Below are 23,868 nucleotides of genomic sequence, written 5' to 3'. Positions count from 1 at the left end.
AAGAGGAAGAGGAGCTGGAAGGGATCACTTTGCGGTTGGGGCTGTTTTTTGATGGGACGGGGAACAATCTGGCGAATGCTGCGGCTACGGAACAATGTCGGCGTGAAGACCTGGAGCTGTTCGACTCGAGCCAGCTGGAAAGCATGGTCTTCTACTGCAAGAAGTTCGGATTCGATGGGTTTGATGGCGATGGCTTCAGTAGTGCACCGGATAATAGTTACGGGAATGCACCAAGTAATGTGGTGTATCTGTGGGAGTTGTATCCCGACCATGCTACCGAAAGCGTCCCGCCTGCCGCTGATATTGGCTATGTGCCGGTCTACCTCGAAGGCATTGGTACCCGCAGTAATGGCGAGGATTCACTTTTTGGTATGGCCACAGGTCTTGGGGAAACCGGAGTCGTGGCGCGGGTTGAGCAGGCCCAGGCCGCAATAGAGAAACAATGGGACCGCTTCCAGCAAACGAATCCCAATACCTATATCCGCCAAGTTGAATTCGACATTTTCGGCTTCAGTCGTGGTGCCGCTGCCGCGCGTCATTGTGCCAATGAGCTGCTCAAACCTGGACGCGGGCTGTTCAAAGAATTGCTGCAGGCCGGGCGGTTCACTCTGGTGACCACATTCGATCCGGCGGTGGACGTCAGCCTCAACTTCATCGGCCTGTTCGACACCGTAGCCGCCATCGGCGGCATTGACATGAACAACGTGGCGGACGATCACAACCCGGGTGTGAACCTGTATCTGCCACCCGGTTGCGCGCGTCGGGTCATCCAGTTGCAGGCTCGAGATGAATGCCGGCACAACTTTTCCCTCAATGGCGTGCACCACCACTATCGGCAAATCTGCCTGCCCGGCGTGCACTCGGACATTGGCGGCGGCTACCTGCCGCGCGCCCGGGAAAAGGTTTGGTTGACCAAACCTGTTGTGGTCACCCTGCAACCCAACCAATCGATGAAGTCTCTCGGGGAGTGGGCGCGGGTCAGCGCCCAATTGGATGTATTACGTGCCAGCGGCATCGCTGACGACGGCAAGCTCGAAATCAATACATGGCAGGCACCCAAAGCGCCACGTGGCGGTCCGGAATCTCGGGAGGAGCACCACCTACTGACGATTGAGCTCGATCGACCGGTGCGCGGCGAGTTGGCGCTGATCGCCCTGCGTGTCATGCGTGAATTGGGGGTGCTCAATGCCGTGCCATTCAAGGACGTTGAGGTACGACCAGATTTGGCACTTCCTGAAGACTTGCAACCCATCGCCGCGCGCATCCTCGATCAAGTGCTGGAGGGCAACGAAGTCAGCCTCGATCCCGAACAGGAACGCCTGTTGCGCCGTCGCTACATTCACCAGTCTGCGCACTGGGTGCCGAGCGCAAAATTCGTACTCGTCAGCAAGCCCGCGAAAGACAACAAACGCAGTGTTTATCCGAATCTTCCCCAGAAGGGGTATCCCCAATGAAGCGCCTGATCCTGCTCGTCGGCCTGCTGTTTAGCCTGTGCGCCTGTGCCAGCGGGCTCAAGCCTTATACGCCGCCCAAGCTGCCTTATCACAGTTGGTACATCGGCCTTGCTGCACCACGCCATATGGAAGTCTGGGTCGAGACCGTTGATGTACTCGATCAGCGGGGGGGGGCGTATTTTCGCGTAACTGCAGGCGTGGCTGGCTACACCCGCAAGCCGGAGGGGTGGCACAAGGGGGGAGGAAAGATGAAGCCAATAAACAATGTCGACCTGCCGCAACGAATCTTCCTGCGCTGGCAATCGCTGGTCGAGCCGCAAGCCTACAAGATTCGAATCCCGATCCCACAGTGGGTACGCGATGAGATGGTCAAGCCTGAGCGGGTGTTTTGCCCAGGCTCCCAAAAATGGAAGGTTGATTATCGAGATTCCATCACCCTAGGTATGGCCCCAGGCGGCATCGTGAAGGTCTGGGTGGGCGGAGCCTGTCTGGATTTCAAGGAAGTCGGGCGCTTTCAGGCGGAGATCGAGCCGCTAGGGCCTTACAGAGGCAAGAGCAATGGTCAGTACATCCGCATCGAGCCCGAGAACAAGGCCTATGTCGAGCAGCACGGTATTCCGTACGGGACTTGGTAGGTCATGTTTCGCGCCTAAATAATGCAGGTAATTTTATGAATGTTTTTGAAAAATACCACCTTGGTAAAAGTTCTAGTATTCAGCTTGTTAGAAGTTATAGGTCGATTCTGGTTGTGGTTTTGTTACTGCCTTCAACTGCAATGGCTAACGATTCGACTAGTTTTGCTTCGTATATTTTAACTTTTGCTCCTGGTGAAGTAACTAAAGAGGTTAGTTCGCCAAGTCGAAGTCCGCGATTTTCAAGGCAGGCCAAAGAGGATGCCGCAGCCTTTATTGCAAGCGACGGAGCTATCAGAGGTCCGTTTCTTGAAAGTGCCATCCATAAATTTCGCATAACGGAATCTTCGCGCTTAAATGATCGGGATATTGCCAGTTTCATATTCGGTGGTAGCTAATGCTCCTAGGTGTCTTTTGTTTCTATAGTTGCTCAAGCAGAAAAGCTCTGGATGTATGAATTGATTTGAAAAGGATTTTTAAATATGCAGATTCGAAATGTTCTATTCGCAATAGGCGCATCGCTTATTTCCGCTCTGTCGGCAGCTGACTCAAGCGATCTTGCAGGGCGTTACTACTTGCGAGGTGGCATGGAAATGGCTTCTGAATTGTTACTCAAGGAAGATGGCACGTTCGTCGGCCAGATTGTTTATGGTTCGGCGCAAGGACAAGCCAAGGGTGTTTGGCGGGTGGATGGTGATGCCGTTTTATTAGAAAGCGACCTGCACACTACGACCAGGGTTGCAGGTGATATAAGTTTCAGATTGGAGGATGAACTTAGTCTGGAGGAAGTAAAGGAATATCAAGACTATGATAACGAGCGTGGTTACAAGCTTGCGCAGAATAATTACGTTCTAGAAATAAAGCACGATCAGGAAATAGCTCCTCCAGCGATTGATCCCATGGATGTGGTTTTTGAGTTTTCGGATGGCTCTGTTAATCATTTAAGCTGGGAAGGTTGGACGGATTGGCGTCTGTCACTGCCTTTTGACCCGCAAAAAACTCTGAAAAAGATTGGCTTCCGTGATAAGCGAGGTGCTGGCGCCACTCAATGGTTTGAGGTTTCTGATACTACGCGCTGGCTTGGTATTGACTGGAAGAAAAAACTCGGTCGAAAAATATCGTTTGATCAGCCGTTTGAGCGTGATCTGGCGGAGGCTGAGTTTTACTATCAAAGTAATCCTGAAGAGCTGGAACATATCAGGGCGAATTATCTAATAGCTCTTTATTACGATAGTGAGCTTGTCAAGCCGCAGATCAACCCTGTGTATGTTCATTGGGTGTTTGAGGACGGCACTGTAAAAAAAGAACTCTGGAATGAAGCCAAGGGGCAGCTAGTGCACTTGCCATATGGAATGCGGAGAAAATTGCAAAAAATCGGGTTTCAAGAACAAGGCTCGAAAGGTCCCGTTCAGTGGCTCGAAGTCTCTCCAGAGGGGCGCTGGTTCAATATTTACTGGGCGGGGCATCGCCCCGATAAAAAAGACGATCTTTCAATGATGCTCAACGACTTGGCTTTAGAAATAAAACCCAACTGCCTGGTGTTTGATTTAGGCGTTAGGAAGGCGTGTTTTCGAAAGTAGTTGCTTTGTTCTTACGTGTTAATAGCAATCTGTTGTTTGAAGGATGGGGGGCATGTGGTCCTTCAAATTTTATGGGAAGTTAAAGGGAGCAGGCCGTGCAACAGGTCAAACATGCAGGAAGCACTAACCTTGCCGACGACACGATAATCAAGGTAGTCACCTCGGATAAATCGTTAACTTGGATTTCACCTGCCGAAAATGCAGTGTTCAAGATCACGCAGGATGCGCAACTACCCAGCATTGTCTTCGAGTTTCACAGCAAAACCGCCGGCGAATTCCAATGGTCATGGGTGATCGAGTGGGAGGCGAAAGTGAGAGGATTGCGGGAGCGCGCACGAAAGAACAGTGTTTTGCAAACCTTCAGCGAATCGGGGGCTTTTACCAGTAACAGCACCTCATGGACTGTTGATCTTTGCGGAAAGGTATTGGGCGGAACTTTAACGGTGAAAGTGAATGTTGGCGGGAAGATTTTGACGAGATCGGTACTTCTAAAAGGACAGAACCCCACCCGCGAGAGTATCGCCAGTTACGTGACTAGCCTGGAAGACATGTTCGGCTTCGAAAAGCTGCTTGAACAGGAGACGGGGTCCAAGCACTTCATTGATCTGGATGGCGAACCAATAACCGCTTTTGACAAAGGCTATGGCATCACGCAAATGACCCAGCCAGCGCCGAATTTCGAACAGGTGTGGAATTGGAAAGCCAACATCCTGGCGGGCTCTGCTGTTTACAAGGACAAAGTGCGTATCGCCAAAAAATATCTTGGGCAGTCGGGCAGGTCTTATACGGATGACCAATTGCAGCATGAGGTTTTCAGCCGATGGAACGGCGGCTCTTATCATGTTTGGGACTCTGCATCGGGGGCTTGGGTACGAAAGAAGAACATTTTGTGCGATTCCGCTACCGGCAATATCGGTTGGTCGATGGATAACGAGAAAAACAAGGAAAAGAGTGAGTCGGCGTTGCACGAAAGGGATAAAGGTACTTATTCAAAAGGTTCGAAAGGTCAATCTGAAGAGCACCCGTGGGAATACAAGGGGATGTGTTATGCCGATCATGTATTGGGTCAATAAGACGGTGCTCCTGACGCTGCTGAGTTTGGGGGCGATATTTAATGCTTTTGCCACGCCTGAAACATCTTGGGCCCGCGCCGGGGATGAACAGGTGCATATTGAAATGGCAAACGGTGCGGCTTACGACCTGAAAGTACCTTCCGACATCAGTGGCGTGTTTTATGACCGAGACATGCATGTAGTCGGGCAGGGTAACTACATTTCATTGTTCGGGCTTTCACCTTCGAATTCCGCAGCTTCCACGGGATTTTGTGGCGCGGGCAGCGAAGTGCAATTGTTTGTCTATCAAGTAATAGAGGAGGATTTAATCGAGAAAGAGAATGTGTTGGTGAGCAGTTGCCTGCGTTCGGTTTCATTGAAGAGTCAGAACTCAGGGCAAGCAACACAGGATCAAGATTTTTTTTCGGTCAAGTGGAGTGCACAGGGTTTTTCCATCGATTGGTTTGAGAATGTAGATAGGGCTGGACAATCTTTAAGTACAACCCATTTCGTGTTGCGTGACGGTTCTTTTGTGCGGCAAGACGTAGTGGAAACAGGCAATCAAAACAACTGATCGCGGGTTTATTTAAAGGAACTGACATGAACGGAATCATCCGTATTGGCGACAAAACCACTGGTGGCGGCCGCGTGCTTTCGGGCTCATCCAATATGAAATTCGGCGATATCGGTGTGGCTCGCGAGGGCGACCCGGTGCGTTGTCCGGTGCCGGGACATGGCCACACGGTGATCGCCGAAGGGAATCCGGCGTTTTGCGACAATGGCGTGCCGGTAGCGTTTGATGGTCATCGATGCGCCTGCGGTTGCACGTTGATTTCGTCGATGCCCGCAGCAGGCGCGAGCTGATCATGCCGGTCAGACTGGATCGGCTCCCTGCGCCGGCGCCGAGGCCTGCACGTCCGAGAATGCTGGTTTGGCTGCTCTTGCTCGCATTGTTTCTGACGGTGAGTGGGGGGCTGACGGTTCTATTCGGCACGCCAGCGTTGCACGAGCAAGCGATGGTTTTTTGGGAACTGGCCATCGGCGTGCCACTTTTCCTCTGGGCCATGCTCGGCCTCGGGCGGTCGATGCTTTACATGGCCCAGCACCGCGCTGCCGATGGCTGGGATGAAGAGCGTGAGCACGACTTGATCCGCAGGACCCGGCAGGGTCGACGCTCTCAACAATTGCTGGGTGTGAGTCTGTATACCGCTTGTCGAGATACGGAAGACTCTCCGGCGACGCAACTGAACACGTTGCTCAGTGGGGCTCAATCCCTGGAGGCTCGGCCGACTGAATCGGATGACGTATCACTGCGTCACAGTCGTTTATCGAGTGCCGTGAATGAAGACCCCGAAGATGTCCTGCTGCGTGTGCTGACGAAAGTGTTGGCTGACCTGGCGCAAACCCTGGCACCTGTGCCGGACGACAGGCCACTGGCGCTGTTGCTTGAAGTCGAAAGCCGCTTGAAGGAAGGACTGGTACGCCGGGTTTGGCAGCAGGCATGGCGCGACGCCGGAATTCGTCAAACGGCGGAGCCGGTTGAGGGGAATGGGCTGGCCGCATTGGATCTTTGGCTCGACCAGCGTATCGACGATCAGGCGATGCTCCTGGTGGTGGCAGTGCAGTTCGCGCCGGAACAACCCGAAGGCACGGCAGAAGTCGCCGTCGGGTTATTGCTGGGTAACCGCCTGACGCAAGACATTTTGTCGCCGATGGCCTACCTGCACCGTCCCGAACAGGAGCGCAGTCCAACTGGCGCCGATTTGCTCTACGCCGCGCGCCAGGCCCTCGACTGGGTACCGCTTGAGCCTCAGGCCGTCGAGCAGGTCTGGCGGGTGGGGATCGCTACGCAGCGTAATGCCGACTTGTCGACGGTACTGACTGAAGTACCCCTGCCACACAAGCACAAACAGGGTCTTTGCGATCTTGATCTGACGCTTGGATATCCGGGGCCAGTGTCACCCTGGCTGGCCATCGCCGCCGCGGCACAGGCCATTCAAAACGGCGCCGGACCGCAATTCACTTTCAGCGGCGGCGATGTCGGTGCTGGACTCTGGGGCACGGTGTTAATGCCAGTGTCACCCCTTTCGAAATAGGAAATCTCGAAATGCAGTTTCGACGCTCTATAGGGATGGATTTGCTGATGGCTGGGCTGTTGCTCACCGGCGTGGTCCTGGGTGTGCAGCTCTGGCGTCACCCTGAATCGCTGGGAATAATGTCCGGCAGTGCACGACATACGATCTGGCTCTCGGTGACATCGGCCACCACCTTCATCGTGCTGATTTTTTGGTGTGCATACCATCTGCTGGGAGGTCAGTTCGGGCGCTCGGAGTATCGCCGCAGCGAAGCAGATGATGTTCGCCAACCCGCGCCGGTATGTCCCGAAGAGCGTGCCGGCAAGGAAACGGCAGCAACACGTGCCGCGCTCAAAGCCTACCTGCGCGAAAACCACGGCCCCCTCTGGCGCTTCAAAGTCCGCCTGCTGCTGGTCGTCGGCGAACCCGAGCAGATCGACGCCATCGCCCCAACCCTCAAGGACAAAAAATGGCTCATCGGCCACGACACCGTCCTGCTCTGGGGCGGTAGCCCACAGCAGCCACTGGATAAAACCTGGAACGATCACTGGCACGGCCTGACCCGCCTGCGCCCGCTGGACGGCGTGATCTGGGCCCTCACTAAGGAGCAAAGCGCCTACCCTGCCGCCATGGACACCGGCACCCGCCACCTGCGGGAACTGGCGCAAAAACTGCGCTGGCAACTGCCGCTGCACCTGTGGCAGGTCTGTCACAGCAAATGGGAACAGGCCCAACGCCCGACCCAAGCCGTCGGCTGCCTGCTGCCATCACCCGCCACGGCATTGGCCGTGGACACTGCACTGGACAGCCTCATCGAGCCCCTGCGCCAATCCGGCTGGTCGCAAATCCGCGACGCGATCCCTCATGACTTCCTGCTGCGTCTGTCCCGCGACCTGCGAACCGAAGGCATCCCGCGCTGGCGACAGGCGCTGGGTCCGTTGTGGCGGGTATTTGCGCGGGGCGTGCCGCTGCGTGGCCTGTGGTTCAGCCTGCCATTGCCGGATCATTCCGGCAGCGACCATCTGTGGCACGCGACAGCGCCATGGGAAGGCGTGCTCGCCGACAAAAAAGTACGCCAGCGCCGCCTCGGCTGGAGCACACCGCGTATCGCCCACGCCCTGACACTGACCCTGATCGCCGTCTGGAGCGCCGGCCTGCTGCTGTCCTTCGCCAGCAACCGCATGCACTTCGCTGAAGTGCAATCCGCCGTCACCGCGATGCATCAGGCACAAAGCCCCGACCAACAGCTGCTGGCCTTCAACGAACTGACCCGCGAACTCGATCGCCTCGTTTATCGAAATCAATACGGCACCCCGTGGTATCAACGCTTCGGCCTCAATCGCAACGACGAGCTGATGACGACGCTGTGGCCGCATTATGTCCAAGCCAGCCAGCGCCTGCTGCGCGACCCGGTCGCCGCCACGCTGCAGCAGCAACTCAACGCACTCCTGAAACTGCCCCCGGACAGCCCCGAACGCCTCAGCCGTGCCGCCAGGGCCCACAGCCAACTCAAGGCCTACCTGATGCTGGCCCGCCCGGACAAAGTCGATCCGACCTTCCTCGCCCAAACCCTTGCCCAAGCGCAACCGCAACCCGCCGATGTCTCACCGGACCTGTGGCAATTCCTGTCGCCCACCCTGTGGCAGTTTTACGCCGACCAGTTATCCGCACACCCTGACTGGCGCATCGAGCCCGACAAACGTCTGGTGGCCCAGGTCCGCCAAGTCCTGCTCAACCAGCTGGGCCAACGCAACGCCCAAGCCAACCTCTACCAAAAAGTCCTCGACGACACCGCCCATCATTACCCGGCCTTGAGCCTGCAACAGATGGCCGGCGAGGCCGACGTGCAGGCGCTGTTTTTCAGCCGCGACAGCGTCCCCGGCGTGTTCACCCGTCAGGCCTGGGAAGGTCAGGTGCGCGGGGCCATCGACGCCATCGCCCAGGCACGGCGCGAGGAAGTCGACTGGGTGCTCAGCGACCGGCCCGCCGACATCGCCGCCGAGCTGACCCCGGAACAACTGCGCCAGCAACTGACCGAGCGCTACTTCGAGGACTACGCCGACGCCTGGCTGGATTTCCTCAACAGCCTGCGCTGGCAATCGGCTGACAGCCTTGGCGAGGTGATCGACCAACTGGCGCTGATGAGCGATGTGCGCCAGTCGCCGCTGATCGCGCTGATGAACACCTTGGCCTATCAGGGCCAGGCCGGTGCGCGCGGGCAGGCGTTGAGCGACTCGCTGATCAAGTCCGCGCAGAAACTGGTCGGTCAGGACAAGGTTCCGATGATCGAACAGCACACGCCAACCCATCCGCTGGACACCAGCTTCGGACCGTTGCTGGCCCTGCTCGGCAAGGACGCCGACGGCAAGAACGACGACCGCCTGAGCCTGCACACCTTCCTCAACCGTGTCACTCGGGTGCGCCTGAAGCTGCAACAGGTGAGCAACGCGCCCAACCCGCAAGCCATGACCCAGGCCCTGGCGCAAAGTGTATTTCAGGGCCAGAACGTCGAACTCACCGACACCCAGGCCTACGCCAGCCTGCTCGCCGCCAGCCTCGGCGCCGAGTGGGACGGCGTCGGCCAGACCCTGTTCGTGCAGCCGCTGGAGCAGGCCTGGCAACGGGTGTTGCAGCCCTCGGCGGCGGGACTCAACAGCCAGTGGCAACGGGCGATTGTCAGCGACTGGCAGAGCGCGTTCGCCGGCCGCTACCCGTTCGCGGCCACCGCGAGCGACGCCTCCCTGCCGATGCTTGGGCAGATGATCCGCGCCGACTCCGGGCGCATCGAGCAATTCCTGCAACAGCAACTGGGCGGCGTGTTGCGCAAGGAGGGCAGTCGCTGGGTGGCCGATGTCCGGCACAGCCAGGGCCTGCGTTTCAACCCGCAGTTCCTCACGGCGATCAACCAGCTCAGCCAACTGGCCGACGTGCTCTACACCGACGGCGGCATGGGCATGAGCTTTGAGTTGCAAGGCAAAGCGGTGCGTGACGTGGTGCAGACCACCTTCATCCTCAATGGCGAAAGACACCACTACTTCAACCAGAAAGAGAGCTGGCAGCGCTTCAGCTGGCCGGGCTTCTCCAGCCATCCGGGCACGCGCCTGTTGTGGACCAGCGTCATGACCGGCGAACGCCTGTTCGGCGACTACGAAGGCACCTGGGGCCTGATCCGTCTGCTGGAAAAAGCCAGGGTCACGCCACTGACCGACAGCGGCAGCCAGGTTCGCCTGCAAATCCGGGCGCCGGATGGCATCGACTTGACCTGGTATATGCGCACCGAACTGGGAACGGGGCCGTTGGCGTTGCTCAAGCTGAGGAACTTCAAGTTGCCGACGAAGATTTTTATGGATGGGAACGATGCGGCGGTCGCGCAAAACGGGGGTGTCGAATGAGCCTGCGCACCCTGATCGCCCGCTGCCTGGGGGAACGTGATGCGCTGTCGGTAGCGCGGTTGCATGCCGAACCCTGGCAAGCCTGGTTGCAGCCCATCAGCGCCCAATCCCCGGTCGGCGATGACCCCGGTTACGACGAAGACTTCCAGCGCATGCGCGAGGAGGTCAACAAGCTGTCCGGCGCGGACGTCGATCTGGTGATGCAACTGGCGCGGACGCTGCTCACCGAACACTGTAAGGACTTGCGCGTGACCACCTACTACCTGTGGGCGCGCTTGCACAAGGACGGCGAGGCCGGTCTGGCCGATGGCCTGGAATTGTTGGCGGCCTTGATCGAGCGCTTTGCCGCAGAGGTGCTGCCCACACGGCCCAACAGTCGCAAGATGGCGCTGGAATGGTTGACCAGCGCCAAGGTGCTGGACTGCCTTTCGCTGTACCCGGAAGTGGTGAAGGACGAAGCGGAGCGCACGGTGGCCGCACTGGCCTGGCTTGAGCGTGGCCTGGAGGCCTGGCCACAGGATCAGCGTCCGGAACTGGGGGCGTTGTACGGCGCCTTGTCCGCTCGCTTGGCGCAGTCCGGCGGGGTGGATGCCGTGGTGCCACAGAACAGTGCCAGTCATGAGTCCACTGCTCAAGCGGGCGCAGCCGCTGCCACGGCCATCAAATCCGGTCGTGATCTGCTGGACACTGGCCGGGCACTCGCCGGGTATTTGCGCGAGCAGCCCAACGGTTGGCTGGCGGCCCATCGGCTGATGAAAAGCCTGCGCTGGGACACCGTGCATCAAGCACCACCTCAAGACGCCAATGGCATGACCCGACTGTCGCCGCCCCGTGGTGAATACCGGGCACAACTCAAGCGGCTGTGTCTGCAACAGAGCTGGAGCGAATTGCTCGATCAGGTAGAGCGGATCTACGCCGAGGGCGTGAACCATTTCTGGTTGGATTTGCAGTGGTACGCCTGTCAGGCGCTGAGCAAACAACCCGCGCCGCAGGACGGCTGGGCCGACATCGTCAAGCGTGATCTGGGGATGTTCATGGAACGGCTGCCAGGCCTGGAGGAGCTGTGCTGGAGCGACGGCTCACCCTTCGCCGATCAGACCACCCGCGAGTGGATCGCCCAGCACGTCGGCGGCAATCGCCCGCAGCAGTGGCTGCCCGCACCGTCCGCCGCACCGGTCAGTGCGGACACCGAGATCCTGTCGCTGGAAAGCGAAGCCCTGGCGCAAGCCGACAGCGACGGCGTCGAGCAGGCGCTGGCCTGGCTGGCGCAGCGTCCCGAGATTCACACCGGCCGTCAGCGCTGGTTGCTGCACCTGCTGATGGCGCGGGTGGCGGAGCAATACGGCAAGACTGATCTGGCCCTGCACCTGCTGGGCGATATGGATGCCACGGCTCAGCGCCAGGCACTGGCGCAGTGGGAGCCGCGGCTGTGTTTCGAGGTCAAGGCACGCCTGCTCAAGTTGTTGCGTTTGAAAGCCCAACGCCACGATGCCGACAAAACCGCCCTGGGCCAGCGAATGGATGCGCTGCTGGCGGCGCTGGTGGCCATCGATCCTGTACGCGCCGCCGTGTTGTGCGGCTGACCCTCATTTATCAGGAGAGATAGTGTGAACAAGGAAAATCTGACACTGCATTACTTCGACGCCGAAATGCGCTACCTGCGTGAGGCCGGCCAGGAATTCGCCGAAGCCTTTCCGGACCGCGCGGCGCAGCTGAACCTGGACAAGCCGGGTGAACCGGATCCGTATGTGGAGCGTCTGTTCGAGGGCTTTGCCTTTTTGATGGGGCGTTTGCGCGAAAAGCTCGACGATGATTTGCCGGAGTTGACCGAGGGCCTGGTCAGTCTGCTGTGGCCGCATTACTTGCGCACGATTCCATCGCTGTCGATTGTCGAACTGGCGCCGGATGTGGGGCAGATGAAGTGCAGCAAAGTGATCGGCAGAGGCTTTGAGGTGCTGTCGCAGCCCATTGGTCCGAAACGCACCCAGTGCCGGTACACCACCACTCAGGATCTGACACTGCGGCCGATTAGCCTGGATTCGGTGCGACTGGACCACGAGCCAGACGGGCGCTCGCTGCTGCGACTGCGCTTTTCTCGCAGCGCGATGGTTAAGTGGAGCGACATCGACTTCAGTTTCCTGCCGCTGTACCTCAATGCCGACGCGCCAATGGCCAGTGCATTGCATAAGGCACTGACCCTCAAGGCGGATGCCTTGTATGTGCGCATGCCAGAGGATGGCGAGCGATATCCGCTGGAGGGCTTTTTCTCGCCCAAGGGCTTCGCCGATGAGGATCGTTTGTGGCCCAAGGGCGACAGCGCCTTCAGCGGCTATCAGTTGCTGCTGGAGTATTTTAATTTCCGCGAGAAGTTCATGTTCGTGAACCTGCGTGGGCTGGAGCAATTCACCATCAAGCCTGGCGCTGCTTGGTTCGAACTGGAGGTGGCGTTGCGCGAACCGTGGCCCCAGGCATTCAACCTGAGCACCCAGCACATTCGCCTGCACGCGGTACCGGTGATCAATCTGTTCACCCTGGAGTCCGACCCACTGACGCTGCAACCGTTGCAGACTGACTACTTGCTTCGTCCCAGGCGTTTGCAGGACGGTCATACCGAGATTTATTCGGTGGATCAGGTCTCTGCATCGAACAATGGCGAACGCCAGGACTATGTGCCGTTCAGCAGTTTCCGCCACAAGGGCGGCATGTTGCGCGACGAATCTCCGGAACGTTATTTCCATACCCGGCTGAAGCAGGGCGCCAATGGCCTGCACGACACCTGGCTGATTCTCGGTGGCGAGGGCTTTGACCAAGACCTGGCACGCAATGACAAAAGCCTGTCGCTGAGCTTGACCGCCACCAACGGCCAACTGCCGCGCAAAGCCTTGCAAAGCACCTTGCTCGACACGCTGGTGCAATCCTCGAGTATCGGTCTGCGGGTGCGCAACCTGTGCAAGCCCACGCTACCGTGCTACCCACCGAACCGCGACCGTTTCCATTGGCGAGTGCTCAGCCATCTGGGCTCGAATTTCCTACCGTTGCTCGACAACGCTGAAGTGCTGCGCGGCACGCTGGCGCTGTATGACTGGACGGGCAGTGAAGTGAATCGTCGGCGTCTGGCCGCCATCGTCGAGGTCAAGCACCACCTGTTACAGCGATTCGAAAAAGGCTTTCTGCTGCGCGGCGTGGGCATCGACGTGACCCTCGATGCCAATGGCTTTTGCGGCGAGGGCGACATGAGCCTGTTCGGCGAAATGCTCCATCGCTTCTTCAGCCTGTACGCCGACATCCATCTGTTCAACCAGCTCACGCTGATCTTTCAACCTTCCGGGAAATGCGTGCGATGGAAAGAGAATCACAGTCAGCGTATTCCCGGCTGAAAGCCAGTGGATTGCTGCAAGCACTGGAGGGACAGGTGGCCGAGGCCAACCTGTATCGCTTTTGCCAATTGCTGGAGCAGGCAGTACCCGACCATCCGCCCCTGGGCAGCACTGCCCATCCGGCCGATGACCCGGTGCGTTTCAGGCCTGATCCCGGCATGGGGTTTCCCGCGGGTGAACTGCGGGCAATCGAAACCGACGACAACCATCCGCTGCGGCCGGCGACGGTGCGTACACGCCTGTTGGGGTTGTATGGCGTGGATTCGCCGTTGCCGTCGGCATTTGTGGATGACATCGCCCAGCGTCGGGAGGGGCATGAAGCACTGGAGGGCTTCCTCGATGTGTTCAACCATCGGGTCTTCACCCAGTTTTATCGGATCTGGCGCAAGTATTCGTACCCGGCCACCTTCGAAGCGGGTGGTGCCGATAAGACCTCGCAGTGCCTGCTGGGCCTGATCGGTTTGGGTATTCCCGGCACCGCCGAGCAGATTGCCACGCCGATATCGCGGTTTCTGGCGCTGCTGAGCGTGATGCAGCTGCCGACCCGCAACGCCGAGGGCATCACAGCCCTGGTGACGCTGCTGGCACCGCAAACCCGGGCGCGGGTGACACCGCACTGCCCGCTGAAAGTCGCCCTGGTGCGCGCCGCCGGCCTGTCCACGCGACACCCGGTGAGCCTGTCTCAGGGCACGCCACTTGGCGCCACGGGTCAAGACGCCAATAGCCAGTTGCATCTGGCGCTGTTCACCGAGGATCCGCAAGAGGCCCGGGGCTGGTTGCCGGGGGGGCAGTTGTACCTGGATCTGCTGGTGCTATTGCGGGTGTATCTGGGCTGGCGCTGCACTGCCAGGCTGCAGCTGTCGCTCCCCCTGCGTAGCTTGCCGCAACCGGTTTTGGCCGGCGAGCCCGTCTTGCTGGGCATGACTGGTGTATTGGGCAGTGGTGCCTGGCGGCAAACTGAACACGACACGATCACCATCAACCTGGGCCGCTATCAAGGCCTGGAACCCATTCCCGAAAAAAAGGAAGTACAGGATGACGCTTACCGTTTCTAACTCACTGATGATTGCCGCACTCAGCACTTTGCTGACCGGCTGCGGACTCACCCAATCGGTATCCGAGTCCACCGCATCCACCGCACACGGGATTTTCTACAAGCAGGTGAAAACCCTGCACCTGGATATCAGCTCCCGGGTCGCGATGAACCCCCATGTCACGGACATGAGCGGCTTGTCGGTCCCTACGTTGGTGCGCGTTTACCAGCTGCGCAATGGCAAGGTCATGGAAAAGGCCAGCTATGACAACTTGCTCAGCGACGACGACCGGGTGCTCGGCAGCGATCTGCTGGACACGCAGGCGGTGGTGGTCAAGCCGGGTGAAGGCGCGCAACTGAGCGTGCCGATGGACAAGGATGCGCAGGCTGTCACGGTGGTCGCGTTGTTTCGCCAGCCCGATACTGAACGCAATACCTGGCGCCTGACGCTGACCCGCGATGACCTGGAGCCGGATCGGGCGCGAGTCATCGAGCTGGGGGACAACCGATTGACCTTGCGTGCGCTGGCCGGGGAGTGACCCATGCCTGATTTGAATCCTTCGCTCTACGAAATGCTCCTGCAAAACTTCAACGGTGGCCTGGACCTGCATCAAGTCAGCGAAGAGGACCAGTACACGCTGTCGGTGCTGGACAACGTGCAGCGCATCCTCGACAGCCGTGCCGGCTCACTCGCGCATCTGCCTGATTACGGCCTGACGGACATGGGCCTGATTCTGGAAGGGCTGCCGGCAACGGCCCATACATTGATGCAGACCTTGCAAGACACCTTGCTCAAGTACGAACCCAGGTTGGCGACCGTCAGCATCCAGTTGCTGCCGCAGGTTCAGCCGGGGCATTTGGAGTATGCGATGGAGGCGCAGTTGCGCAGCGGCAGACAGGTGAACTTCGGCACGACCCTGGCGCCCGAGGGCAAGGTCCTGGTGCGTCACCTCAAGCGCCAGAACTGGCTGGCGCAATCGAACCTGTAAGGCAAAGGAGGCCTGATGACGGCGTTATTTGAGATGCGCGTGCGCGTGGGCGGTGATCCGCGCCACTTCAGTGAGTTTGTCGCGTTGTGCGAAGAGTTGGCCAAGTTGAATCACCCGGCCTGTCCGGACGTCTGTTGGGGCAGGGTGGAGCAGTGGTGCCTGGCGCTGTTTCAGAATAATGGCGCGGACTTGCAATCGGCGGCGGCGTTTACCTTGGCGCGTAGTCAGCGTCAGGGGCTGGAGGGCATGGTGCAGGGGTTGGCGCTGATGGATGCGTTGGCCAGCCAATGGCCAAATCTGTGGCCGGCCATGGAATCTGCGCGCCTGGAGATCCTGGGCTGGCTGTTTCACCAGCTGCAACTTACATTGCGCAGCCTGCCAATGGACGCCAGGAGTCAGCCATCGCTGGCACAGGTGGATACCGAACTGCTGCGCATGCAGCTGCGTCTGGATCGTCAGGTTCAATTTTCCCTGCCTGCGTTGCAGTCTCTGCGGCAACTGATCGAGGCCCTGACGCACCGCTTGCAAGGAAACAGCACGGCGGGCATTCCCATGCTGTTGCCGGCGAGAGCGCCCATTGCGCCATCCTTGGCGCCTGTTTTATCGCCTGTCTTGTCTCCTGTCTTGTCTCCTATAGTGATCTGGTCTGCCCAGCCTGCGCCGCCCATCGCACAACCCCGGCGTCACGGCCCATGGTTGGGGGCCATGGCGGTGTTGATTGTTCTGGTTGGCGGGCTCTGGTGGGGCGCCTCCGATGAGTCCCGGCAACGACTGGCGAGCGTCTTGCAACAGGAACCGGTGATTCCCGCTTCCGTGCGCCTGGACAGCCTGGCGCTGTTCGACGCCGGCAGCGCCGAGCTCAAGTCGGGTTCGACCAAAGTCCTGATCAGCGCGCTCATCGACATCAAGGCCCAGCCAGGCTGGCTGATTGTCATCAGCGGGCACTCCGATGATCGCGGCAATCCTGAACAGAACCGCCAGTTGTCCCACGCCCGCGCCTCGGCCGTGCGCGGCTGGATGCAGCGCATGGGCGACATTCCCGATAGCTGCTTTGCTGTGCAAGGCGTTGCCGCCAATCAACCCATCGCCAGTAATGACACTGAGTCCGGACGTGCTGCCAATCGCCGTGTCGATATCAGCCTGGTGCCGCAAGCGGGGGCATGCGGGCAACCGGCCTGAAAAGCTGCATATTCCTGTGTAGGAGCTGCCGAAGGCTGCGATTTTTTGATTTTGCTTTCAAAGATCAAAAGATCGCAGCCTCGTTACACTCGTCAGCTCCTACAGAGCCGCGTCAATAGCAACCATTCATTTACTCGATATCTATCATTAAAGAATGCAAGTTCTGTTTTTCTGTCATCAGAGGAAGATAGCTTCATATCGATCTCGCCTTTGAAGGAATCAGCGCGATGAAAATTTCGACCCTGTTGGCTTTTGTCGCCGTGTTCAGCACCAGCGTTGCCATTGCCGCTCCGGCTGTTGCCGCCGATCCCGCGTGCCATTTCCTGCCCATCGCCGACAGCGGCACCAGCTTGCAGAAGGCGAAAACCGTGGCGGTGCTCTACAGCGAAAACACCCTGGGGACCCAGGAGTACCTGGAGAACTACCACGCGGTGGCGGTCAATGGCGCGAAGAATCCCGAGATGAATCAGCAGATCGCCAAGGCGTTCGTCGACAGCTCCGATCCGCAGCGGGCGATCAACTGGTTGATGGGCTCGTTGCACAAGCAATTCGCGTCTGTGACCGTCTACGACAGCCTCGACGCGGCGGTGCAGGCCCATCCGGACGTGGTGGTGATGCTCGACACCTACAGCCGTCTGGTGTCCAAGCGCAACAACCAGGTCGAAGCGCGCTTCATGGCCAAATTCTATGACGCCAACCTGCAATACATCGGCCAGGCCGAAGGCTCACGGTCGCAGCAGATGCCGTCGGTGTGGATCAAGGGCAAGGCCGCACCGCAGATCGCCGCGCAGATCAACCAGCAGACCGAGTTGCAGGTCAATGCGTTGAAGCAGTTCGATGCCTCGTTGAAAGTGCTGATGACTTCGGGCACTGCCGACCACGTAGCCAGCAACTGACTCAATCCCTGTAGGCGCAGCCTTCGGCAGCTCCTGCACGGGTGGTGTTTTCAAAGGTGGGGTAGGGCCGTAGATAGGCGTTGCACCACTTCGAATTCGACGGCCCCTTCATTCCCGCCCGGGTGAAACACCGCGCAACTCGCCGATTTGTCCCCGTCCACACAGCGATAAACCGCCACCACGCTGCCAGGTCCAACGCCCGTATGCCCGCTTAACATCAGCCCGCCGCTTTCCCCACCTTGCATCAACCCCAACCCATACCCCGGCGTGGCCCATGGACGCCCGGGAATCGCTCCGCCAAGTCGGCGGACGGTCTGCATTTCGCGCAGAAGTTCCGGAGGGAGCAGGGCCCCGCTCAGCACGCGATCCAGGCACAAGGCCGCTTCATCGAGCGGGCCGACCAGCAGGCCGTGATAGACCCAGCCCGGGTCGTAGTCTGGCGCGCTGCCCATCTCCACGCCTTGCAGGTCGGCGCGGGTTTTGGCCAGGCGTACGCGGGAGAGGTGGAGGGGGGTGAATACTTGTCGGGTCAGGGCTTCTTCCAGCGCAAGACCGGTGACACGCTCGATCAGCCGCGTGACGTAGAGGTAACCGACATTGGAATAACGCCAGCCATCCCCCGGCGTGTAGCGCAGCCGGCGGGCATCGAGGCGTTCAAGGAGATCATCGGCGGGCCAGGGGGCGTCGTGGCGGGCGACGGCGGCGTGGTAGTCGGCGAGTTCGGAGTAGTCCGCCAGTCCCGCTTCATGGCGCAGCAGCTGACGCAGGGTGAAAGGCCCTTCGGCTACGGCGTCATCAAGACCGGTCAAACCATCGCGCACCAGGGTCAGGGCGGTGGCGGCGATCACGGTTTTGCCGAAGCTCCACCAGGGCACTGCTGTAGCGGGTTGAGCGGGCGTGACAAGGGTGCCGTTGGCGACAAGGGCGAAAACCATGGTGCGACTCTGCCGGGAGGGGGCCTGCAGAGTAGCGGGTTTTGCCGATCAGGTGTGCACCAGGGCGATGGTGAACGAGACCACGATCATGCAGGCGAAAGCGAAATTGAGATTCATGGCGACTCCATCCAGTACATTTTTGATGGCGCCATTTTGAACAGCGGCAGGGCAAATAAAAAATTCCGCTTCTTGATTTGAAAGATCGAAAGAAATGATACCTGGCACGCTTTTGCGCGAAGGGCGGTTTGTGTTTGCCCAATGGTTTGGCTAATCTCGCACGAACACGCAATTTCATGCATAAACGGGCGAAAACATGCACGAGCAGCATTCTCCGGCAGAGCTTCCTCATCTGCGCCGGCAGAAAATCCTCCTGATTCTCGAACGCGACGGCAAGGTCATGGCTTCGGAGTTGAGCCAGCACTTCGCCGTGTCCGAAGACACCATTCGCCGTGATCTGGCCGAACTGGATGCCGCCGGTTTGGTGCAGCGGGTGCACGGCGGGGCACTGCCGCGGCCCAAGGACACCGGCAAGGACTACTTCACCCGCGTCAGCGAAACCGACGAGGTGAAGACCCGGTTGGCGCAACTGGCCGCCAGTTGGGTGGAGAACGGCCAGACCGTGATGTTCGACTCCGGCACCACGACCTTGCAGATCGCGCGCTCGTTGCCGGCGGATATTCGCATTACCGCGGTCACGGCATCGCCCATGACGGCGATCACGTTGTCCGAGTACAAGGGAGTGAAAGTGATTCTGGCGGGCGGGCAGGTCAATCCGGCGACCATGTCGGCCGGCGGCCATGAAACCCTGCGTTTGCTTGAAGGGATCAAGGCCGACCTGTTGTTCACCGGAGTTTGCGCGATCCATCCGCAAGTGGGCATCAGCTCCCTGCATTTTGATGAAGTGCCGGTGAAACAGGCGATGCTCGACAGCGCGGCCCGGGTGATTGCCGTGACCACGGCGGACAAGCTGGGGGCGGTGGAGCCGTTCGTGGTCGCGCCTTGCACGCGATTGCATGCGCTGATCACCGAGCGGCAGGTGGCGTCGGGGAATGTCGAGGATTACCGGATGATGGGGATTGAGGTGGTGCAGGTCGATACCTGACGTTTGTGTTGAATGTACGGGCCTCATCGCGAGCAAGCCCGCTCCCACATTGGTTTTGTGTTGCACCAGAAATCGGGTACATCCCAAATCCCCTGTGGGAGCGAGCCTGCTCGCGATTGCTAGTTGCCCCGCCGCCAAACCTTGATGTAGTCCACACTGAAGGTCGACGGCAAGTCCGCATCATTGACCACCCCAAACCAGTCCCACATCGCCTCGCTGTCAAAGACGATCTGCATCGGAAAGAAGAAGTGGCTGTTCTTCGCCTCCCTCACCAACACCCCATCGACATACCAGCGCAAGGTATCCCGCTGCCAGTCCAGCCCATACACATGAAAATCCTCGGCAAAGCGCCACGGGCTGGTCCAGGTGCTGCCTTCAGCCAGGTGAGCGTTGCTGGTCGGGGTGGCCCAGACGTGGGCGTTCATGTTGTACATACGGTCGAATTTGGCATCTTTGGTCTTGCCGCCGATTTCGAAGATGTCGATCTCCGTGGCGTTGTCCGCAAGGCCGGTCCAGGCCAGCCAGAACGCACTGGAACCCGCCGAATTCATCGGTCTGGCACGCGCTTCGTAGTAGCCGTAGTCGCCACGTTCGAGGGTGCGGACCATGGCGCTGCTGTAGTCCTTGTAGCCAAGGCGCACGTATTTTTCGGGCAGGGTCTGCTTGCGAAAGACGATGTTCAGATACCCATCGTTGACCGTGGCGTTCTCGGGAAGGAACAGCGCCGGCTTGCGCCCCAGCGAATCGGTGCCGGTGGCGTTGTTGACGTGCCAGCGTTCGGGGTCGAGGGTGCTGCCGTTGAAGTCGTCGGTGAAGCGCGGGTCCGGCCGCCATTGGCCAACATTGGCCTGATCGGACAGCGGCAGGTCGGGATTGGTCCGCTGTGGCAGCGGGCCGAGGGGGCCGGTGCGGGTCCAGGCATTGGTTTGCTGCGGGGCGGCAACCTTCCACTTCTGCGTCAGATACTCGAACACAGCCTGGCGCTCGGCCTGAGTGGCGAGCGGGCGGTCGTAGACCAGCACTTCAGCGATGTCGCCCCGCAGAATTTCCGAGGTCCCCACCACATTGCGCCCGACGGCGAGCGGGCCGATGGGCACGTCGCTGGTTTCGAGGAAGGCCAGGGCGGGTTCATAGGCGGTAGTCTGTTGCACGCTGAGGCCGAAGTTCGGCGCCACGTTGTCGTTATCGGCCATCTGCGGGCGCGAGCTGAACAACCGCTGCCAGGCCTTGCCGCCGGCCTGTTCCGGCAATCGTCGCGACACGACGAACAGCGTCACCGGACCTCTGGCCGCGCGCAGGGCATCGGCACTGAACGCCGCCGTGCCACTCAAACGCACCACGCCGTGGCCGTTGAGGGCATTGCTGACGTACTCGGGCAACGCGCTGGTCGCGACATTGTCCGCGTTGACGTCGTTGCCGCGACCGGACTTGTCCTGCCAGCGCGTCACACGCCCCTGTTCATTACGCTTGACGTTCGAGGCATCGGCGGCGTCGAGCCACATCACCAGGCCCTCGGTGGTTGGTTGCGAGGGTGCGGCGGATGCTTCGAACACGGTGCTGATCAACAACAGACCCAGTAGACATTCCCTGATCATGGGCAGGCTCCATTCATTTCATGGCCATGGCTATCGGCATGGATGGGTGGGAGTGGTAACCAAAGGGATTGGATGACTGCCAACGCCAGGTGTCGGCGATCATCTGCTCCAGGTTGCGTTGCGCGTGCCAGCCCAGGTCGCGTTCGGCCTTGCTGGGGTCGGCCCAGCACTGGGCAATGTCCCCGGCACGGCGCGGGGCGAAGTGGTAGGGGATCCTGATCCCGGTCACGTCTTCGAAACTGTGGATGATCTGCAACACGCTGTAGCCGGTGCCGGTGCCCAGGTTCCAAATGTTCACGCCCGGGCTGTAGTGCAGCATCTGCAAGGCTTTCAGGTGTCCTTCGGCCAGATCGACCACATGGATGTAATCGCGCACGCAGGTGCCGTCGACCGTGGGGTAGTCGTTGCCGAACACCGTCAGTTCGGGAATCCGCCCGATGGCGACCTGGGTCAGGCAGGGCAAAAGATTGTTGGGCCGACCGTGAGGGTCTTCGCCGATCAGGCCGCTTTCGTGGGCGCCGATGGGGTTGAAGTAGCGCAGCAGCGCGATGCTCCAGCGTGGTTCGGACAGCGCCAGGTCCTGCAGCAGCTCTTCGATCATCAGCTTGCTGCGCCCATAGGGATTGACCGGATTGCCGGTGCCCAGGTCCTCGGCAATCGGGATTTGCGCCGGGTCGCCGTAGACCGTCGCCGACGAACTGAACACCAGCTTGAACACCCGTGCCCGGGCCATGGCCTGGCACAGGTTCAGGGTGCCGGCGACATTGTTGGCGTAGTACTCCAGCGGTTTGCGCACGCTTTCGGCCACGGATTTGAGGCTGGAGAAATGCATCACCGCATCGATGTCGTAGGTGTCGAAAATCTCGTCGAGCAACAGGCTGTCGCGCACGTCCCCCTCGATGAAATCGACATTGCTGTGGGTCAGTTGCTCAAGCCGGTGGATCGACTCCCGACAGCTGTTGCACAGGTTGTCGAGCACCACCACCGAGTGGCCGGCGTCCATCAGGGTCAGTACGGTGTGGGAGCCGATGTAACCGGCCCCGCCAGTGATCAGCGTGGTTTTGCGCATGATGGGCGTCCTGTCACAGAGAGATTGCGGGGAAATGGGTTCAGCGGGTGGTGAAGACCGACTTGAATTCCTGTGGCCAGCGCGGGTGCAGCAGGCTGTAGGCCAGCGCATAGGTCAGCGCGCCGATGCCGATGCTGCAGGCCAGATGGACAAAGCCGTGCACCTGCAAGCGCGGCATCAGCCACAGCACCAGCACGGTCATCACCAGCGCGGCCGTGACACTGCGGTAGCTGGAGGCAAAAAATGCGTGCCAGTCATAGCCGATGGCAGCCTTCAGCCCGCGAATCTGCAGCGGTGTGACGATCACCATCCGCAGCAGCAAGGCGAGGGCGGCGGCCATGGCGCCGTACAACGGGCCCAGGAAATAGACCAGCGCCAGCGCCAGTAAGGTCGTGCCCACTTCTGCCTTTAAGGTCAGGTGCGTGCGGTTGACCGCCACCAGCGCGGTGGTGGCGTACATCGCGGTGTTGCCGATGGCGGCGGTGCAGGCCAGCACCTGCAGCAGGGGGATCGCATCGACCCACTTGGCGCCGAAGATCAGCAGGATGATGTCGCTGGCAGTGACGGCGATGCCGATGAACACCGGGGTCAGCAGAAAGCCGCTGACGGCCGTCGAGTCGCAGATGAAGCCGATCAGTCGTGCAGGTTCCGCGCGGCGCCTGGCGAACGCCGGCAGGGCGTAGCTCATCAGGCCGTTGTAAAACGCCGTGCGCGGCAGGTCGATGATGCGCATCGCCAGGTTGAACATGCCGACGGCGTGGGTGCCGGCGGTGATGCCCAGCACCACGTTGACCCCGCGCTGCAGGGTCTGCGAACTCAGCGTGTTGACTGCCACCGGCAGGCCGGTCTTGAGCAGATCCCGCAGAAACGGACCGTCGATGACCATCGGCAGGCGGCGCCGGTCGCCGTTCATCAGCACCACGATCGACACCAGTTCCATGACCAGCGCCTGGGTTATCACCGCCCAGGCACCCAATCCCCAGAACGCTACGGCGATGCCGGCAACGCCGCCGAAGATCTTGCCCAGCAGGGTGCGCGAAGCGAGCATGCGGAAATTGCTGCTGCGACGCATCTGCGCCACGTACACCCGCGCCATCATGGTGAACAGGATCTTCACCGACGCCACCGCGGTCATCCATTGCAGATTGGCAGAATCGAGCCAGAGCACCGCCACGCCGCTGATGATCGCGATCGACACCAGGCTGGCCAGCACCGCCGCCCAGAACGCCGTGGCGATGCGCCGCTCGTCCAGGCGCTCGAGCCGCACCAGCGGATCTTCCAGCACCGAGGAGTAGAGGATGCCGATCACCTCGACAATGGCAATGATCACCGTGCCCACGCCCAGTTCTTCCGGCGACAGCAGCCGCGCATAGATGACGAAGGTGATCATCGACAGGAAGATCAGGCCGAATTTCTCGGTGAAGATCCAGGTCAGGGTGATGAGACGTTGATTGGCCATAGGGTTGAGCCCGGCGGAACGTTCAGGAGCACGGTTTCAGGAGCCGTCG

Annotated in this window: 22 protein-coding genes; 17 read left to right on the top strand and 5 right to left on the bottom strand. The window is 59.8% G+C overall.

Annotated features, from left to right (window positions below; translation table 11 throughout):
* From HNO86_RS27825 to HNO86_RS27750, 16 genes are all read left to right on the top strand, one after another.
* A partial coding sequence (locus HNO86_RS27825; protein WP_175380134.1) for a phospholipase effector Tle1 domain-containing protein occupies positions 1–1,454 on the top strand: 1,454 nt, incomplete at its 5' end.
* Positions 1,451–2,089, top strand: coding sequence for a DUF2931 family protein (locus tag HNO86_RS27820; protein ID WP_175380133.1), 639 nt, complete (start codon positions 1,451–1,453; stop codon positions 2,087–2,089). The genes HNO86_RS27825 and HNO86_RS27820, both read left to right, overlap by 4 nt.
* A gap of 35 nt (positions 2,090–2,124) precedes the next feature.
* Positions 2,125–2,484 carry a DUF2388 domain-containing protein gene (locus tag HNO86_RS27815; RefSeq protein WP_175380132.1) on the top strand — a complete coding sequence of 120 codons (360 nt, stop codon included), beginning with the start codon at positions 2,125–2,127 and terminating at the stop codon, positions 2,482–2,484.
* A gap of 84 nt (positions 2,485–2,568) precedes the next feature.
* Positions 2,569–3,666, top strand: coding sequence for a hypothetical protein (locus HNO86_RS27810; protein ID WP_175380131.1), 1,098 nt, complete (start codon positions 2,569–2,571; stop codon positions 3,664–3,666).
* 95 nt (positions 3,667–3,761) lie between these two features.
* Complete coding sequence (locus HNO86_RS27805) at positions 3,762–4,739, top strand: hypothetical protein (RefSeq protein WP_175380130.1); 978 nt, start codon at positions 3,762–3,764, stop codon at positions 4,737–4,739.
* Positions 4,714–5,292 (top strand): hypothetical protein, encoded by a 579-nt coding sequence (locus tag HNO86_RS27800; RefSeq protein WP_175380129.1) that lies wholly within the window; start codon positions 4,714–4,716, stop codon positions 5,290–5,292. Before HNO86_RS27805 ends, HNO86_RS27800 begins: the two co-directional genes overlap by 26 nt.
* A 26-nt stretch (positions 5,293–5,318) precedes the next feature.
* Positions 5,319–5,582 (top strand): PAAR domain-containing protein, encoded by a 264-nt coding sequence (locus HNO86_RS27795; RefSeq protein ID WP_175380128.1) that lies wholly within the window; start codon positions 5,319–5,321, stop codon positions 5,580–5,582.
* A 59-nt stretch (positions 5,583–5,641) separates the two neighbouring features.
* Positions 5,642–6,814 (top strand): hypothetical protein, encoded by a 1,173-nt coding sequence (locus tag HNO86_RS27790; protein ID WP_256672805.1) that lies wholly within the window; start codon positions 5,642–5,644, stop codon positions 6,812–6,814.
* Between the two features lie 47 nt (positions 6,815–6,861).
* Positions 6,862–10,185: an ImcF-related family protein gene (locus tag HNO86_RS27785; protein WP_256672804.1), complete on the top strand. Its 3,324-nt coding sequence runs from the start codon at positions 6,862–6,864 to the stop codon at positions 10,183–10,185.
* A complete protein-coding gene (tssA, locus tag HNO86_RS27780) occupies positions 10,182–11,768 on the top strand; it encodes a type VI secretion system protein TssA (protein ID WP_175380126.1) in 1,587 nt (528 codons plus the stop codon). Before HNO86_RS27785 ends, tssA begins: the two co-directional genes overlap by 4 nt.
* Before the next feature lie 24 nt (positions 11,769–11,792).
* Entirely contained in the window at positions 11,793–13,562 is a 1,770-nt protein-coding gene (tssF, locus tag HNO86_RS27775; RefSeq protein WP_175380125.1) for a type VI secretion system baseplate subunit TssF, read from the top strand.
* Positions 13,526–14,617, top strand: a complete 1,092-nt coding sequence (tssG, locus tag HNO86_RS27770) for a type VI secretion system baseplate subunit TssG (protein ID WP_175380124.1) — start codon at positions 13,526–13,528, stop codon at positions 14,615–14,617. The genes tssF and tssG overlap by 37 nt, the downstream gene beginning before the upstream one ends.
* The gene (tssJ, locus tag HNO86_RS27765; protein ID WP_175380123.1) at positions 14,598–15,134 is read left to right on the top strand and encodes a type VI secretion system lipoprotein TssJ; all 537 of its coding nucleotides are present in this window, start codon (positions 14,598–14,600) and stop codon (positions 15,132–15,134) included. Before tssG ends, tssJ begins: the two co-directional genes overlap by 20 nt.
* Positions 15,135–15,137: 3 nt before the next feature.
* Positions 15,138–15,584, top strand: coding sequence for a type VI secretion system baseplate subunit TssE (tssE, locus tag HNO86_RS27760; protein WP_175380122.1), 447 nt, complete (start codon positions 15,138–15,140; stop codon positions 15,582–15,584).
* Between the two features lie 15 nt (positions 15,585–15,599).
* Positions 15,600–16,763 (top strand): OmpA family protein, encoded by a 1,164-nt coding sequence (locus tag HNO86_RS27755; RefSeq protein ID WP_175380121.1) that lies wholly within the window; start codon positions 15,600–15,602, stop codon positions 16,761–16,763.
* Positions 16,764–16,990: 227 nt separating this feature from the next.
* Positions 16,991–17,659 carry an ATPase gene (locus HNO86_RS27750; protein WP_175380120.1) on the top strand — a complete coding sequence of 223 codons (669 nt, stop codon included), beginning with the start codon at positions 16,991–16,993 and terminating at the stop codon, positions 17,657–17,659.
* Positions 17,660–17,709: 50 nt separating this feature from the next.
* Here HNO86_RS27750 and HNO86_RS27745 read toward each other — a convergent pair whose 3' ends face one another.
* Both HNO86_RS27745 and HNO86_RS27740 read right to left on the bottom strand, forming a co-directional pair.
* On the bottom strand, positions 17,710–18,624 hold the full coding sequence (locus HNO86_RS27745) for a serine hydrolase (RefSeq protein ID WP_256672807.1): 915 nt from the start codon (positions 18,622–18,624) through the stop codon (positions 17,710–17,712).
* An 18-nt stretch (positions 18,625–18,642) separates the two neighbouring features.
* Complete coding sequence (locus HNO86_RS27740) at positions 18,643–18,819, bottom strand: hypothetical protein (protein WP_175380105.1); 177 nt, start codon at positions 18,817–18,819, stop codon at positions 18,643–18,645.
* Between the two features lie 88 nt (positions 18,820–18,907).
* Between HNO86_RS27740 and HNO86_RS27735 the strand changes: the two genes are divergently transcribed.
* The gene (locus tag HNO86_RS27735) at positions 18,908–19,696 is read left to right on the top strand and encodes a DeoR/GlpR family DNA-binding transcription regulator (protein WP_175380118.1); all 789 of its coding nucleotides are present in this window, start codon (positions 18,908–18,910) and stop codon (positions 19,694–19,696) included.
* A gap of 119 nt (positions 19,697–19,815) precedes the next feature.
* Here the strand turns inward: HNO86_RS27735 and HNO86_RS27730 are convergent, their stop codons facing one another.
* From HNO86_RS27730 to HNO86_RS27720, 3 genes are read right to left on the bottom strand one after another with little or no spacing between them, the layout of a single operon-like run.
* Positions 19,816–21,291 carry a family 16 glycosylhydrolase gene (locus HNO86_RS27730; protein WP_175380117.1) on the bottom strand — a complete coding sequence of 492 codons (1,476 nt, stop codon included), beginning with the start codon at positions 21,289–21,291 and terminating at the stop codon, positions 19,816–19,818.
* A gap of 13 nt (positions 21,292–21,304) precedes the next feature.
* Positions 21,305–22,360 carry a UDP-glucose 4-epimerase GalE gene (galE, locus tag HNO86_RS27725; RefSeq protein WP_175380116.1) on the bottom strand — a complete coding sequence of 352 codons (1,056 nt, stop codon included), beginning with the start codon at positions 22,358–22,360 and terminating at the stop codon, positions 21,305–21,307.
* A 40-nt stretch (positions 22,361–22,400) separates the two neighbouring features.
* The gene (locus HNO86_RS27720; RefSeq protein ID WP_175380115.1) at positions 22,401–23,819 is read right to left on the bottom strand and encodes an oligosaccharide flippase family protein; all 1,419 of its coding nucleotides are present in this window, start codon (positions 23,817–23,819) and stop codon (positions 22,401–22,403) included.
* Between the last annotated feature and the right edge of the window lie 49 nt (positions 23,820–23,868).

The organism is Pseudomonas sp. C1C7, from assembly GCF_013359595.1.
In the GTDB taxonomy this organism is placed as follows: Bacteria; Pseudomonadota; Gammaproteobacteria; order Pseudomonadales; family Pseudomonadaceae; genus Aquipseudomonas.
This window is presented reverse-complemented; position numbering and strand designations above follow the sequence as displayed.

What these genes read in the sequence shown, in the direction of transcription:
- galE (WP_175380116.1), bottom strand. Translation starts at nt 22,360, where the DNA reads ATGCGCAAAACCACGCTGATCACTGGCGGGGCCGGTTACATCGGCTCC.
- tssG (WP_175380124.1), top strand. Translation starts at nt 13,526, where the DNA reads ATGGAAAGAGAATCACAGTCAGCGTATTCCCGGCTGAAAGCCAGTGGA.
- tssA (WP_175380126.1), top strand. Translation starts at nt 10,182, where the DNA reads ATGAGCCTGCGCACCCTGATCGCCCGCTGCCTGGGGGAACGTGATGCG.
- HNO86_RS27785 (WP_256672804.1), top strand. Translation starts at nt 6,862, where the DNA reads ATGGCTGGGCTGTTGCTCACCGGCGTGGTCCTGGGTGTGCAGCTCTGG.
- HNO86_RS27790 (WP_256672805.1), top strand. Translation starts at nt 5,642, where the DNA reads ATGCTGGTTTGGCTGCTCTTGCTCGCATTGTTTCTGACGGTGAGTGGG.
- HNO86_RS27730 (WP_175380117.1), bottom strand. Translation starts at nt 21,291, where the DNA reads ATGATCAGGGAATGTCTACTGGGTCTGTTGTTGATCAGCACCGTGTTC.
- HNO86_RS27820 (WP_175380133.1), top strand. Translation starts at nt 1,451, where the DNA reads ATGAAGCGCCTGATCCTGCTCGTCGGCCTGCTGTTTAGCCTGTGCGCC.
- HNO86_RS27750 (WP_175380120.1), top strand. Translation starts at nt 16,991, where the DNA reads ATGAAAATTTCGACCCTGTTGGCTTTTGTCGCCGTGTTCAGCACCAGC.
- HNO86_RS27815 (WP_175380132.1), top strand. Translation starts at nt 2,125, where the DNA reads ATGAATGTTTTTGAAAAATACCACCTTGGTAAAAGTTCTAGTATTCAG.
- HNO86_RS27800 (WP_175380129.1), top strand. Translation starts at nt 4,714, where the DNA reads ATGCCGATCATGTATTGGGTCAATAAGACGGTGCTCCTGACGCTGCTG.
- HNO86_RS27810 (WP_175380131.1), top strand. Translation starts at nt 2,569, where the DNA reads ATGCAGATTCGAAATGTTCTATTCGCAATAGGCGCATCGCTTATTTCC.
- tssE (WP_175380122.1), top strand. Translation starts at nt 15,138, where the DNA reads ATGCCTGATTTGAATCCTTCGCTCTACGAAATGCTCCTGCAAAACTTC.
- tssJ (WP_175380123.1), top strand. Translation starts at nt 14,598, where the DNA reads ATGACGCTTACCGTTTCTAACTCACTGATGATTGCCGCACTCAGCACT.
- HNO86_RS27720 (WP_175380115.1), bottom strand. Translation starts at nt 23,819, where the DNA reads ATGGCCAATCAACGTCTCATCACCCTGACCTGGATCTTCACCGAGAAA.
- HNO86_RS27755 (WP_175380121.1), top strand. Translation starts at nt 15,600, where the DNA reads ATGACGGCGTTATTTGAGATGCGCGTGCGCGTGGGCGGTGATCCGCGC.
- HNO86_RS27735 (WP_175380118.1), top strand. Translation starts at nt 18,908, where the DNA reads ATGCACGAGCAGCATTCTCCGGCAGAGCTTCCTCATCTGCGCCGGCAG.
- HNO86_RS27795 (WP_175380128.1), top strand. Translation starts at nt 5,319, where the DNA reads ATGAACGGAATCATCCGTATTGGCGACAAAACCACTGGTGGCGGCCGC.